The following is a 12,958-nucleotide window of genomic DNA, read 5'->3' as shown; positions in this document are numbered from 1 at the left end:
TGGTTATTTCCCCTTTCTCATCATGTTGCTAGGGTATACTTTTTGATCAAGCTTAAACTTCACAATTTGAAGCGGGTGACGAGCAGCATCAAGCTCGTTTCCTTTTTCGTCCCAAATGGTATCAATTTTGCAGGTGAAATTTTCAATTTCGGGACCGAAGAATTCAACTTCATCGCCTGGTTTAAAGAAATTACGTTGCTGCAAGGTAACGATTTGTTCTTTTTCATCATAATGGAGCACAAGACCTGCGAAATCAAATGTCGTTTTCTTTCCGTGTACGCCAAACATTTGTTCATCCGTTCCTGGTACACCTTCGAAAAAGGCAGGTGCTGTGTCACGGTTGGCACATTTATCTAATTCGTCTAACCATTCTTGCTGAATAACAAAATGGTCTGGATCAGCACAATAAGCATCAATGACTTTACGATACACACTCACGACCGTAGCCACATAATGAATGGATTTCATTCGTCCTTCGATCTTTAAGCTGTCAATCCCCATTTCGATCATTTGCGGTATGGATTCGATCAGCTTTAAGTCTTTCGGACTCATTGCAAATGGTGCGTCTTCTTCGCTGAACAGCGGTGATTCCTCAGAGCCTTCTAGTTTATAAAGGTCATAATCCCAGCGGCAAGATTGACAGCAACCGCCGCGGTTCGAATCTCTCGCTGTCATATGGTTACTAAGGACGCACCGGCCAGAATAAGCAATACACATTGCACCATGAATGAACGTTTCGATTTCAATATCGACTTTTTCTTTCATTTCTCTAATCTCTTGGGCACTTGTTTCACGTGCAAGAACCACACGCTCAAGCCCTTCTTCCTTCCAAAACTGAACCGCTTTCCAATTTGAAAGAGATTGCTGGGTGCTCAAATGAACTTCAAGCTTTGGTGCCACGCGTTTGCACGTTTCAATGATGAGTGGATCAGCAACAATAATGCCCGCTACACCAGCACTTTCAATCCCTTGTAGGTATTCTTCCAGCCCGTCCATATTTTCATTGTGGGCGAAAATATTCGTTGTCACATAAATTCGCGCACCGTATTTATTTGCAAATGCGACGCCTTCTGCCATTTCTTCAATTGAAAAGTTATCTGCATTTGAACGCAGTCCAAATTCTTTCCCGCCAATAAAGACAGCGTCTGCTCCATAATGTACAGCAATTTTCAGCTTTTCCAAGTTTCCTGCTGGTGCAAGCAGTTCTGGTTTTTTCGTAATGACACGTTTTCCATCAATCATCTCAGAAATTCCATCCTTTAAAAGTGTCATTTCTTCTGCCTCCTTTTCTATTAATAAACCGTTTCTTTAAAAAAGAATCCTGTATCGATTGGGCGGTTGACAGGCTGAATCTCTTCAATTCGCTGTACCCACTCGTCTTTCTGATCTTCATAGGCTTCTTTGTCAGTTGTGAGTAAATCGATTGCTTTTCGATATAGTGATGTCACCTCTGTCATATATGAAAGTGACTTTAAAATTCCGTCAATTTTAAAAGAGTCAATGCCTGCGTCGACAAATTCTTCTAATTCGTCAATCATACATACATCATTTGGACTCATAATGTGTGTGCCATTTTTATCCTCAAAAATAGGATATTTGTTTTGACGCTCCTCGTCGTGAAGGAATAGTCCTTCCTCCATATTTCTGCCTTCCACGTTCATTTGCTTGCCTTGATATTCAAAGTAGTTGCCAATGAGTGTACGTTTCGATTGGAACATACATGTCATGCCGTGGACTTGGATTTCAATTTCCACTTCAGCGTTTTCTTTGATGTCGATCACGCTGTCCATATTGAGTTCTTTGGCAAGAACAGCACGCGTTGCGCCTTTTCTGCCCCAGTAGTTACAAGTGTAATAGTTGGTCCCAGTCGTTTCTGTACTCCAATGAAGATTCAGGCTCACCCCCGTTTCCTTTGCAGCCATAATCACTGCCGGGTCTCCAAAGACCACACCATCCACGTTTAATCCATCGAGAAAGGTTAAATAATCTCCAAGCAGTTGAACCCGGTCATTATGAAAGATCGCATTCATTGCCACATATACTTTTTTGTGATGTGCATGTGCGAGCTGAACCGTTTGTTTCACATCTTCTCTTGAAAACTCACCTGCAAGACGAATCCCGTATGTTTGTTCGCCGATTAAAAATGCGTCTGCTCCCGCCTCAATTAGTGGCAGTACATCCGATACCTTGCTTGGCGTCACAAGCAATTCTGGTTTTTTCATGATTGGTCACCTCTTTTTGTACTAATCGCGATCCCATCTCCAACAGGAATGATACATGTTTGGTAATCAGGGTTTGACATCAGCCATTGATTGTATCGATCAATTTTTCCTATTAATTGTTTTTTCCGTTTATCTTCAATGTCTTCTTCATAATTCGTCGCAACTAAACCTTTAAATAATACGTTGTCTGTGATAATCATTCCGTCATCAGACAGCATCGGTTCAAACAGCTCGAAAAAGCGTTGATACTGTCCTTTTGCCGCATCAATGAAAATGACATCATATGGCGCCATCGTCTGGACTGTTTTAGCCGATTCCATGGCATCGCCAAAGAACACGTGAATTCTATCTTTGAAATGTAATTCCTCAATATTCCTCGTCGCTTCTTCATACCGTTTCGCATTTCGCTCAATCGTGTAAATCTCAGCATCTGGCAGAGCTGACGCCATTCGAATCGCAGAATAGCCAATGGCTGTTCCAACCTCAAGAATCTTCTTCGGCTTTTTCAAGGAAAGGAGCTGCAGTAAAAGTTCAATGCTCACCTTTTCCATAATTGGCACATGATGCTCTTTTGCATATTCCTCTAATTGAGCGATTGCATCAGGACTCGGCTCAATTAAATGTTCAATATAATCATTTATTTGATCATCTTCGATTGTCATTATATGTCTAGCTCCTTCATGACCTGAAAAAGAAGAGTCCTGCCTGCTGCAGCTCTCTTTCTCGTCAATCTTTCGTTCATCTAAGTAAAAACAACCCGATATATTTTACCACAAAGAAGTGGTAATTGCGAATCTATAAAATAGATATTCCAACGAGAAAAACTGTAGGCAATCTAAACAATTGTCTACAGTCTTTTTCCTCTCACATGGGCGTTAATTGCTGCCTGTGATGTATTTCGCTTTCGCTTTGTTGTGCTCATTTAACGTTTTCGTAAAGACGACTTCTCCATTTTTCTTCGCTAGGAAATAAACAAAATCTGTTTTCTCTGGATGGAGTGCTGCTTTCCAAGAAGATTCACCAGCATTTGCAATCGGACCTGGCGGCAGTCCTTTGTTGGTATACGTATTATAAGGAGATTTCACCTTTAGGTCTTTGTAATAGACGCGCGACTTATGCTCCCCAAGTGCATAAAGAATCGTTGGATCTGTTTGAAGCGGCATATCCTTTTTCAGCCGATTATAAAACACACTTGAGATTTTTGCCCGGTCTGTCTTTTCGGTTGCTTCCATTTCAATCAGCGATGCCATCGTTAATACATCATGGATGGACATGTTTCGCTTTTTCATGTCTTTTTCATACGTTTTCACATATTGATCTGTTTGTTTAATCATGGTGTCAATGATCGTTTCGAGTGATTCATCCTCGCGATAAAACGGATACGTAGCAGGGAATAAATATCCCTCTAACGGATGTTTGATCTGTTTTCCGTTCACCTGTGACGTCACCGTTTTCGGGTATTTTTTCATCATTTTTTTAATAAACGCTGGGTCATCGAGCTTCGCTTCAACTTCCTTCGCTGTGAAATTCGTCTGATTCGCAATAATGGTTGCAATATCAGACAGCTTTTTCCCTTCAGGAATCACAAGCTGAAAGGCATAATCTGTACCGCCAGAGGTCAGCTTTTGAATGAGCTGATCTGCATCCATTGTTTGTTTGAGATGAAAATAGCCCGCTTTAAAGCCGTACGCTTTTTTGTATTTTGCATAGTACGTGAAGATCGTGTCATTTGAAATAAGCCCATTTTCTTTTAAAATGCCCGCAATCTCGCTGACAGATGTCCCATTTGGAATATGAATATTAATCGTTTGTTTGCTTTTTTGATCGACCGGTCCGAGTGCTGATTTAACATATAGAAAACCTGATAATGCTGCAATGATGATCACAGCAAGTACAGATAACAGGACGATCCCCATTTTTCGTTTAAAAAATGGTCGTTTCTTTTGTTCTGAAAACATGCATGGCCCTCCTCACATCTAGCCTTTATAGTACATGATTCGACGGAGTTCGGCAATTACTTGCTCATGCATGTCATGACAGAACTTTCCATAAGACGGCTAAGCCCACACCGCCGCCACTGCCAATGGCAGATACGACATAGCTCCCTTTCGGTAAGCCGTGCGCTTCGTAAAATAATCTCACCATCATAGCAGCTCCCGAGGCGCTGTATGGATGCCCAAGACAAAGCGCACCGCCCCTTCTATTGATCCGGTCATAAGGTATACCAAGCGCAAGTGCAATCAGTGCTACTTTGAGCGTAAACGCTTCATTAATGCCATCTGCATCATCTCTTGAATGTTCAATATTCATGCCCCTCACTCGATTCTTTTTAATAAGTAAAAAGTTGAGCGACTTATGTCAACACAAAGTAAATAAAAGTTAACATATTGAGTATAAAAAAAGACCTGTGAAGAACGATCGTTTAGATCATGCTCAAAGGCCTTTTATTTGTTCTATTCTTCTTCTTGATCTAAGAACGTATTTAACGTTTCTTCGATCATGTCCCACTCTTCATCCGTTTCAATTGGCTCTAGCTCGCCATCTTCACCATCTTCGTTTGGTGTGAAGCTTGATGCATGAATTTCAATTTCTTCGTTATCTTGTTCAGAAATTGGATAGTAAAGGACATATGATTTGTTAAAATGATCGCTTTCAAAAGTAAATAGTACTTCGCAAAGCTGTTCATTTCCATTATCATCAACGATTGTAATTTGCTTTTCTCCGTGTTCCATTTGATTCACCTCATTTTAATTTAAGCTGTCTAAATATCCTTGAAGGATCATAACAGCGGCCATTTTATCAATGACTTTTTTGCGCTTTTGCCTGCTCACATCTGCAGAGATGAGCATTTTTTCCGCTGCCATTGTCGACAGGCGCTCGTCCCAAAGCACAACAGGAACATTGTACGTGTTTTCTAGCACTTTCGCAAATGATTGGCTGGCCTCGCCTCTTGGACCGACCGTACCGTTCATATTCTTTGGAAAGCCCAGTACAATTTTATCTGCTCCGTATTGCGTAATAATCTCAGACAGGCGGCTGAGACCAAAGTCTCCGCCTGCTTCATCAATTTTAATTGTTTCAATCCCTTGCGCTGTCCATCCCATTTCATCACTGATCGCAACACCAAGGGTTTTCGTGCCTAAATCTAAGCCTAAAATTCTCATGTTTTACGCCTCTTTATGTGTCTCTAAGTACGATTTAACCAATTCCTCAATTAATTCGTCTCGTTCTAGTTTACGAATTAGGTTGCGTGCATCCTGATGTCTTGGAATATAAGCAGGGTCGCCTGACAGCAAGTATCCGACAATTTGATTGATCGGGTTGTATCCTTTTTCTTGGAGTGCGTCATGAACTGTAATGAGCACTTCATTCACATTGGTTTCAGCTGAATCATCAGAGAAGTTAAACTTCATTGTCTTATCAAATGAACTCACTGCTTCTTGCACCTCTCTTCCAACATTCTACTAGCAAGCTTTTTCTAACCGCTCATCTAATACCATTATTCTACACTACATTGACTGATTATAAAACGGATTTGACAGATTCTTCGACAGTTGCTAATGCTTCTTCAAGCTTTTCTGGCTGTTTCCCGCCTGCTTGTGCCATATCTGGGCGTCCGCCTCCGCCGCCTCCACAGATTTCAGCTGCCTGCTTGACAAGCTTTCCTGCATGGAGACCTTTTTCAATAACGTCTTTTGTCACACCTGCTGAAATGTTTACTTTTCCATTTTGAACGGATCCAAGTACAATGACAGCTGAACCTAATTTGGCTTTTAAGTCATCGACCATTGTTCTTAAATGGTTCATGTCTTTGGCGTTTACTTTTTCCGTTAACACTTTTACTCCGCCGACTTCTGTTACTTTTTCTAAAATAGAGCCTGCTTCTGCCTGACTTAATTTCGCAAGAAGGGATTCGTTTTCTCTTTGAGCCTCTTTTAAATCGGCCTGCAAGGAAGCGATGCGTTTTGGTACATCTTTCGTATTTGATTTCAGCACACTCGCTACCTGCTCTAAAATGGCCAACTGGTCATTTAATTCTTCATAAGCCCCTTTGCCTGTGACAGCTTCGATACGGCGTGTTCCAGCACCAATACCCGATTCAGATGCAATTTTAAACAAACCGATCTCCGCAGTGTTTTGAACGTGACAGCCGCCGCATAACTCGATGCTGTAATCGCCTACTTGCACAACACGGACGATATCGCCATACTTCTCGCCAAACAGCGCCATTGCGCCCATTTCTTTTGCTTCAGCAATTGGCTTCAGGTCAATCGCAACCGAAATCCCTTCCCAAATCTTTTCGTTGACGATTTTTTCGATCTGTGACAATTCTTCTTTTGTCACTTGTCCAAAGTGAGAGAAATCAAAGCGAAGTCTGTTCTCGTTCACAAGTGAACCTGCTTGATTGACGTGGCTGCCTAATACATCTTTGAGCGCCTGATGCAATAGATGCGTCGCTGTATGATTTTTCACAATGCCTTTTCGAAGAGCTGATTCGACTTCTGCAGTCACTTCTATTCCTTTTTGAACGGTACCGCTTACGACGACCCCTTCATGGACATGCTGACCGTTTGGCGCCTTTTTCACATCTTTGATGTCAATGATGACTTCGGCACTTTTTAACGTCCCTTTATCCGCAACTTGTCCGCCGCTTTCCGCATAGAAAGGCGTTTCATCTAATAAGATTTGTACCGTTTCCCCTTCGTGTGCTTCTGCGACAATTTCACCGTTTTGAAGCAATTCGATAATACGAGAATCCGCAGTTAAGTTTTCGTAACCAACAAACGTGCTTTCGGCTTTAATATCGCCTAAAGCCCCGCCTTGAACCTGCATACTGCCGACATCTTGTCTTGCATTTCTCGCGCGTTCACGCTGCTTCTCCATCTCTGCCTGGAAGCCTTCTCGATCGACTGTCATGTTCTCATCTTCTGCATATTCTTCTGTGAGCTCGACAGGGAATCCGTATGTGTCATACAGCTTAAACACATCTTCACCTGAAATTTGTGAGCTGCCATTGTCTCTTTCTTTTTTGATCACTTCTGACAAAATGGCTAACCCTTCATTCAGTGTTTCATGGAAACGTTCTTCTTCATTTTTGATTACTTTTGCAATAAATTCTTCTTTTGCCTGAACATCTGGATAGAAGTCCTTCATGATCTCCGCAACAACTGGTACTAGATCATACATAAACGGACGGTGGATATGGATCGTTTTTGCATAACGCACAGCACGGCGCAGCAAACGTCTTAATACATAGCCGCGGCCTTCGTTAGAAGGTAGTGCTCCGTCACTGACAGCAAAGGCAACTGTTCGAATGTGGTCAGCAATGACTTTAAAGGCTGTGTCCTTCTCCTTCGACTCACCATAGCTTTCTCCAGAAATCGTTTCTACTGCACGGATAATCGGCATGAATAGATCGGTGTCAAAGTTCGTTGGCACGTTCTGAATGACAGAGACCATACGTTCAAGACCCATTCCTGTATCAATGTTTTTCTTCGGCAGCGGCGTGTATGTACCATCTGGATTATGGTTAAATTCAGAAAAAACGAGATTCCACACTTCTAGATAACGCTCATTTTCCCCGCCTGGATATAATTCTGGATCGTTTATATCGTGACCATATGCTTCGCCGCGGTCATAGAAAATTTCTGTATTCGGACCACTTGGCCCCTCGCCAATATCCCAGAAGTTCCCCTCTAGACGAATAATCCGTTCTTCAGGGATACCAATTTTATCTCTCCAAAGAACATACGCTTCTTCATCCTCTGGATGTACCGTAACAGATAACAAATTCGGATCAAAACCAATCCACTCGTCACTTGTGAGGAACTCCCAAGCCCATTCGATGGCCTCTTCTTTAAAATAGTCACCAATCGAGAAGTTGCCGAGCATTTCAAAAAACGTATGATGGCGTGCTGTTTTCCCTACATTTTCAATGTCATTCGTACGAATCGATTTTTGTGCGTTGCAAATACGCGGATTGTCAGGCACAACGCGGCCATCAAAGTATTTCTTTAATGTCGCAACTCCGCTGTTAATCCATAAAAGTGTTGGGTCATCGTGAGGTACTAAAGACGCACTCGGTTCGACAGCATGTCCTTTTTCTTTAAAAAAGTCTAAAAACATTTGACGTACTTGAGCTGAAGTTAAAGTTTTCATTCAAAAATCCTCCCTTTTCATTTCATCAATCTTCACACAAACGAAAAAACATCCCGCCCTATGCAAGCATACAATTACTTACACAGGGACGAGATGTTCTCGCGGTACCACCCTGATTATAGACCTATTCGTCTATCACCTTCACATCCGATAACGCTGGAAGAGAGCGGCAGTGTTTATCTGCACTCGGGACTAGCTTCCGTTAAAGGTCTGATAAGGCTTTTCTCAGCAACATAAAGCCTCTCTCTGCAACAGCTTTTTAACGTACTCGGGTCCGTCATTGAATTCAATATGTATGAATCGAAATTATTATAGACAACTCGGCTCGTCTTGTCAATGAACGCTTCGTCTCATGTAGATATATTGCACAATGATGACCCTGATAATGGCTGCGGACGGCACTGCTAAAATCATGCCAATTAAGCCAAACAGCTCACCTCCAGCGAGTAACACAAGCATAATGACGACAGGATGCATATGCAGACTTCTCCCAACGATGATCGGACTAAGAACATTGCTTTCCAAAAATTGAAGCACTGCCACTGTAATCAGCACAATAAGGACCGACTTAACTGAGATGGTAAAAGCAATAAATACAGCAGGAATGGCACCAATAATTGGACCAAAATACGGGATCACATTCGTTGCACCGATGAACATACCTAATACAAGGGGGTACGGGATATGAAACAGCCAGAGAACAACGGCAGCTGTTCCCCCAATTAAAGAACAGACAAGCAGCTGTCCTCTAATATAATCCCCAAGTGAGTCATCCACTGCTTTCACAAAGGCATGACCCCTTTTCCGAAAGTTTGGCGGCGTTAAATACCATGCCGCCCGCTTCATCGTGTTCATATCTTTCACCATATAAAAGACAAGAAAAGGGATGAGTGCCGCAACTAAGGCGTAATCAAGCAGCACTTTACAGCTAAGAATCATTCGCTCTGCCCCATTTGCTGCATATGTCTCCGATTGGACAATAAAACGATCAAGCCGATCGTGCAGTCCGTCAGGCCAATGGCTTGTATGACGATGAACATGAGATAAAGCGCCATTATACGTTTCCGCAAGCACAGGAATTTGCTCTGACAATTCATTTAATTGAGCGATTAAAACAGGTGCCCCTTTATACACAGCAAAACCAATTCCTCCAAAAAACAGCACATAAATCAATAAGAGACTGACCGTTCTAGGCAAGCCTCGCTTGTGCAGCCTTTCAACAATAGGATAAAGAAGGTAAGAAATAAAAATAGCGATAAGAAGCGGGATCAAAACCGCTTTGAGCAATAAAAAAATAGGCATCCATAACTCGTCGAGCTGAACCAAAATGAGTAAGGATGCAAGGACAAGCAGTACACCTGCAGCATATATCAGAAACTCGATCGGACGTTTCTTCACCTTTTTCACCTCTTTTCTTATTGTTTAACCAACTTCTGCAATTATCCATGTAAATAAAATTTGTCCTAACTTCGTTAAAAATGAATACATATGAAACATACAGCTCCAACCAAAGTCACTGTTTGCTGTAAAATCTCGTCAGATAATATTCCATTATTTACTTCTTTTTACACAAGGTGTGCTAGAATCCACTTTAGCCAAATAATCACAAGAGGAGGTTCTTCATGATCACATTCGAAGAAGTCAACAAGCATTATGGCCAGTTCCACGTACTCAAAGACATTAACCTACATATTCAAAAGGGTGAGGTTGTTGTGATCATCGGTCCTTCAGGATCCGGTAAAAGCACGATGCTCAGGTGCATCAATCGTCTTGAAAGCATTGATGAAGGAAAAGTACTTGTCAACGAAGTCCCTGTCCAGCATCCAAAAACAAACATCAATCAAGTCAGGCAAAATATCGGGATGGTGTTTCAACACTTTCATCTCTATCCTCATAAGACAGTGCTTGAAAACATTATGCTTGCGCCTATGAAGGTCAAAAAAGTAAGCAAGGCAGAAGCAAGAGAAACAGCTGAATTTTATTTAAATAAAGTTGGGATTCCTGATAAAGCAGACACTTATCCTTCAAGACTATCAGGAGGACAGCAGCAGCGTGTTGCCATTGCAAGGGGGCTCGCGATGAAGCCTGATGTCATGCTTTTTGATGAGCCGACGTCTGCGCTTGATCCGGAAATGATCGGTGAGGTACTAGATGTGATGAAACAGCTGGCCAGAGAAGGAATGACCATGGTTGTTGTCACGCATGAGATGGGATTTGCCCGGGAAGTGGCTGACCGCATTGTTTTTATTGATGAAGGGCGAATCCTCGAAGAATCAACACCGGCTGCATTTTATGAAAAACCGCGCGAGAAACGCGCTCAGCTCTTTTTAAGCCGTATTTTAAATCACTAAGGGGGAATGTTTTGATGAAAAAAATGAAACGATTTGGCCTATTATTACTGATGACTTGCTGTATTGTCGCTCTTGCTGCCTGCGGCTCTGCCGAGAAAGGCTCAACGGATGCCAAGCAAGGAAGCTCATTAGACGCAATTAAGAAAGACAAAAAAATCATGTTCGGTGTCAAAAATGATACCCGCCTTTTCGGTCTGAAAAATCCTAGCACCGGGGATATCGAAGGATTTGATATTGATATCGCAAAAGCGATCACAAAAGAAATGCTCGGTGATGAAGGAAAGGCAGAATTCAAAGAAGTGACATCGAAAACAAGAATTCCTTTACTGCAAAAAGGAGACATCCATGCAATTGTTGCCACAATGACCATCACAGAAGAGCGTAAAAAAGAAGTCAATTTCTCAGATGTTTACTTTGAAGCAGGACAATCACTGCTTGTGAAAAAAGGAAGTGACATCCAATCCATTGACGATCTTAAAAAAGGGACGAAGGTGCTGGCGGTCAAAGGGTCTACTTCATCTCAAAACATCCGCGAGAAAGCCCCTGAAGCGACTGTACTAGAATTTGAAAACTATCAAGAAGCCTTTACAGCATTAAAATCAAACCAAGGGCAAGTGCTCACAACAGATAATGCCATCCTATTCGGTATGGCTGACGAAGACTCAAATTATGAAGTCGTTGGCGGAACCTTTACCGATGAGCCATATGGCATTGCTGTGAAAAAAGGCGATGAAAAATTGACAGAAGCCATTAACAAAGCATTAAAAGCATTAAAGGATAATGGTGAGTATGACAAGATTTATGAAAAATGGATCAAAGAATAGCCACTTAACTAAATCAACATTCATACCTTCAGGAGGGCCAGTTCTCGGCTCCCCTGTTGATTAGGAAGGAAGTGAACGGATTGCTGCGGTTTTCAATTTTAACTGAAAACTTCCCTCTTTATTTAGAAGGATTTAAATATACGATTGGTGCAAGTGTCATTGCGTTAATTGGAAGCTTTTTGATCGGTACACTCATTGCCATTATGAGAATCGCGCCCCTTAGGCCGCTCAACTGGTTAGGAACGGCTTACGTGGAATTTATTCGGAATATTCCGTTATTATTGATCACATTTGTTTTCTTCTTTGGTTTACCGGTGCTTGGTATTGTGGCAGATGGCTTTACTGCTGGGACCATCGCCCTTGCGATTTATACGTCGGCTTTTATTGCTGAAGCCATCCGTGCCGGTATACAAGCAGTACCACTTGGACAAATGGAAGCCGCTAGAGCTTCTGGTCTGTCATATGGTGGTACGATGCGATATATTATTTTGCCTCAGGCGATCAAAATTGTCATCCCGCCTCTTGGGAATCAATTTATTAACCTTGTCAAAAACTCGTCTATTTTAGGTGTCATAGCCGGTTTTGATCTCATGTATCAAGGGGACCTCATCGCTTCCAGAACATTTGTGACGTTTGATGTATACATTTTCGTTGCCATGTTTTATTTACTCTTAACCATTCCGCTCAGCCTAGGCGTTGGTTATTTAGAAAGAAGATTAGCAAGAAGCCACTAGAAAGGAGGAAACACAATGGATTTTATAGGTGCCTACCAGCCGGATCATCTCGCCTTTTTACTTGAAGGATTTGCTGTCACCTTAAAAGTGGCTTTTATCTCCATCATTTTAAGCTTTATCATCGGTTTAATCGTTGGCACATTCAGGTTCGCTCAAATCCCTATTTTATCAAAGGTGCTGGCGGTCATTGTTGAAACCATTCGGAACCTGCCGCTTTTGCTGATCATCTTTTTCACATATTTTGCACTTCCTGAAATCGGCATTAAGCTGAGCATCACTGCCTCTGCCATAGCAGCTTTAACCGTGTTTGAATCGGCCATGCTGTCAGAAATTATTCGCAGCGGCCTCAAATCAATTGATAAAGGGCAGATTGAAGCTGCCAGATCTTCCGGTTTAACCTATGTTCAAACGTTAAAAATGATCATTATGCCTCAAGCGTTACGCCGTATGGTACCGCCGATTGTCAGTCAATTTATTTCTCTTTTAAAAGATACATCGCTTGCCGTTGTGATTGCCCTTCCAGAATTATTGCATCACGCACAAATTTTAAATGGTCAGAGCCAATCTTACTTACTCCCTATTTTCCTTTTGGCGGCCATGATGTATTTTGTTGTCAACTTCGGCTTGTCCTTACTTGCACGGAGATTAGAGTACAGGCAGGCATAAAA

At 42.0% G+C, this 12,958-nt stretch carries 13 protein-coding genes, 1 pseudogene and 1 other annotated feature; of the genes and pseudogenes, 4 read left to right on the top strand and 10 right to left on the bottom strand.

The features are described 5' to 3' along the window. Positions 1-3: 3 nt before the first annotated feature. The 10 genes and pseudogenes from BK049_RS15125 to BK049_RS15080 form a co-directional block, all read right to left on the bottom strand. Positions 4-1,272, bottom strand: coding sequence for a peptidase U32 family protein (locus BK049_RS15125; protein ID WP_008358509.1), 1,269 nt, complete (start codon positions 1,270-1,272; stop codon positions 4-6). A 20-nt stretch (positions 1,273-1,292) separates the two neighbouring features. Continuing rightward, entirely contained in the window at positions 1,293-2,222 is a 930-nt protein-coding gene (locus BK049_RS15120) for a peptidase U32 family protein (RefSeq protein WP_008358511.1), read from the bottom strand. Further along, positions 2,219-2,884: an O-methyltransferase gene (locus tag BK049_RS15115; RefSeq protein WP_008358513.1), complete on the bottom strand. Its 666-nt coding sequence runs from the start codon at positions 2,882-2,884 to the stop codon at positions 2,219-2,221. Before BK049_RS15115 ends, BK049_RS15120 begins: the two co-directional genes overlap by 4 nt. 213 nt (positions 2,885-3,097) lie before the next feature. Further along, positions 3,098-4,180 (bottom strand): endolytic transglycosylase MltG, encoded by a 1,083-nt coding sequence (gene mltG / locus BK049_RS15110; RefSeq protein ID WP_071168868.1) that lies wholly within the window; start codon positions 4,178-4,180, stop codon positions 3,098-3,100. Between the two features lie 73 nt (positions 4,181-4,253). Then, a pseudogene (locus BK049_RS15105) lies at positions 4,254-4,496 on the bottom strand (acetyl-CoA C-acyltransferase); the annotation flags it as partial. 179 nt (positions 4,497-4,675) lie between these two features. After that, a complete protein-coding gene (locus BK049_RS15100) occupies positions 4,676-4,954 on the bottom strand; it encodes a DUF1292 domain-containing protein (protein WP_008358518.1) in 279 nt (92 codons plus the stop codon). Between the two features lie 15 nt (positions 4,955-4,969). Beyond that, positions 4,970-5,386, bottom strand: a complete 417-nt coding sequence (gene ruvX, locus BK049_RS15095; RefSeq protein WP_008358520.1) for a Holliday junction resolvase RuvX — start codon at positions 5,384-5,386, stop codon at positions 4,970-4,972. A gap of 3 nt (positions 5,387-5,389) precedes the next feature. Next, positions 5,390-5,656 (bottom strand): IreB family regulatory phosphoprotein, encoded by a 267-nt coding sequence (locus tag BK049_RS15090; protein WP_008358522.1) that lies wholly within the window; start codon positions 5,654-5,656, stop codon positions 5,390-5,392. An 88-nt stretch (positions 5,657-5,744) separates the two neighbouring features. Next, positions 5,745-8,381, bottom strand: a complete 2,637-nt coding sequence (gene alaS / locus BK049_RS15085) for an alanine--tRNA ligase (RefSeq protein ID WP_008358525.1) — start codon at positions 8,379-8,381, stop codon at positions 5,745-5,747. Between the two features lie 81 nt (positions 8,382-8,462). Continuing rightward, positions 8,463-8,671 (bottom strand) — a binding site (T-box leader). 43 nt (positions 8,672-8,714) lie between these two features. Then, a complete protein-coding gene (locus BK049_RS15080; RefSeq protein WP_008358527.1) occupies positions 8,715-9,779 on the bottom strand; it encodes an AI-2E family transporter in 1,065 nt (354 codons plus the stop codon). Positions 9,780-10,003: 224 nt separating this feature from the next. On the opposite strand from BK049_RS15080, the gene BK049_RS15075 reads away from it, so the two are divergent. The 4 genes from BK049_RS15075 to BK049_RS15060 all read left to right on the top strand — a co-directional run bounded on the left by BK049_RS15075 (position 10,004) and on the right by BK049_RS15060 (position 12,956). Next, positions 10,004-10,732, top strand: coding sequence for an amino acid ABC transporter ATP-binding protein (locus BK049_RS15075; RefSeq protein WP_071168866.1), 729 nt, complete (start codon positions 10,004-10,006; stop codon positions 10,730-10,732). 14 nt (positions 10,733-10,746) lie between these two features. Further along, positions 10,747-11,556: a transporter substrate-binding domain-containing protein gene (locus BK049_RS15070; RefSeq protein ID WP_008358532.1), complete on the top strand. Its 810-nt coding sequence runs from the start codon at positions 10,747-10,749 to the stop codon at positions 11,554-11,556. Positions 11,557-11,636: 80 nt separating this feature from the next. Continuing rightward, positions 11,637-12,290: an amino acid ABC transporter permease gene (locus BK049_RS15065; protein WP_008358534.1), complete on the top strand. Its 654-nt coding sequence runs from the start codon at positions 11,637-11,639 to the stop codon at positions 12,288-12,290. Positions 12,291-12,305: 15 nt separating this feature from the next. Then, complete coding sequence (locus tag BK049_RS15060) at positions 12,306-12,956, top strand: amino acid ABC transporter permease (RefSeq protein ID WP_008358536.1); 651 nt, start codon at positions 12,306-12,308, stop codon at positions 12,954-12,956. Positions 12,957-12,958 lie beyond the last annotated feature (2 nt).

It is taken from the genome of Bacillus xiamenensis (assembly GCF_001857925.1).
GTDB classification, from domain to species: Bacteria; Bacillota; Bacilli; order Bacillales; family Bacillaceae; genus Bacillus; species Bacillus xiamenensis.
The sequence above is the reverse complement of the archived record's forward strand: the minus strand, read 5'-3'. Positions and strand labels throughout refer to the sequence as shown.

Excerpts from the sequence above, each read along its gene's own strand:
- BK049_RS15060 (WP_008358536.1), top strand. The coding sequence starts at position 12,306 with ATGGATTTTATAGGTGCCTACCAGCCGGATCATCTCGCCTTTTTACTT.
- BK049_RS15125 (WP_008358509.1), bottom strand. The coding sequence starts at position 1,272 with ATGACACTTTTAAAGGATGGAATTTCTGAGATGATTGATGGAAAACGT.
- BK049_RS15115 (WP_008358513.1), bottom strand. The coding sequence starts at position 2,884 with ATGACAATCGAAGATGATCAAATAAATGATTATATTGAACATTTAATT.
- BK049_RS15120 (WP_008358511.1), bottom strand. The coding sequence starts at position 2,222 with ATGAAAAAACCAGAATTGCTTGTGACGCCAAGCAAGGTATCGGATGTA.
- BK049_RS15070 (WP_008358532.1), top strand. The coding sequence starts at position 10,747 with ATGAAAAAAATGAAACGATTTGGCCTATTATTACTGATGACTTGCTGT.
- BK049_RS15100 (WP_008358518.1), bottom strand. The coding sequence starts at position 4,954 with ATGGAACACGGAGAAAAGCAAATTACAATCGTTGATGATAATGGAAAT.
- BK049_RS15075 (WP_071168866.1), top strand. The coding sequence starts at position 10,004 with ATGATCACATTCGAAGAAGTCAACAAGCATTATGGCCAGTTCCACGTA.
- mltG (WP_071168868.1), bottom strand. The coding sequence starts at position 4,180 with ATGTTTTCAGAACAAAAGAAACGACCATTTTTTAAACGAAAAATGGGG.
- ruvX (WP_008358520.1), bottom strand. The coding sequence starts at position 5,386 with ATGAGAATTTTAGGCTTAGATTTAGGCACGAAAACCCTTGGTGTTGCG.
- alaS (WP_008358525.1), bottom strand. The coding sequence starts at position 8,381 with ATGAAAACTTTAACTTCAGCTCAAGTACGTCAAATGTTTTTAGACTTT.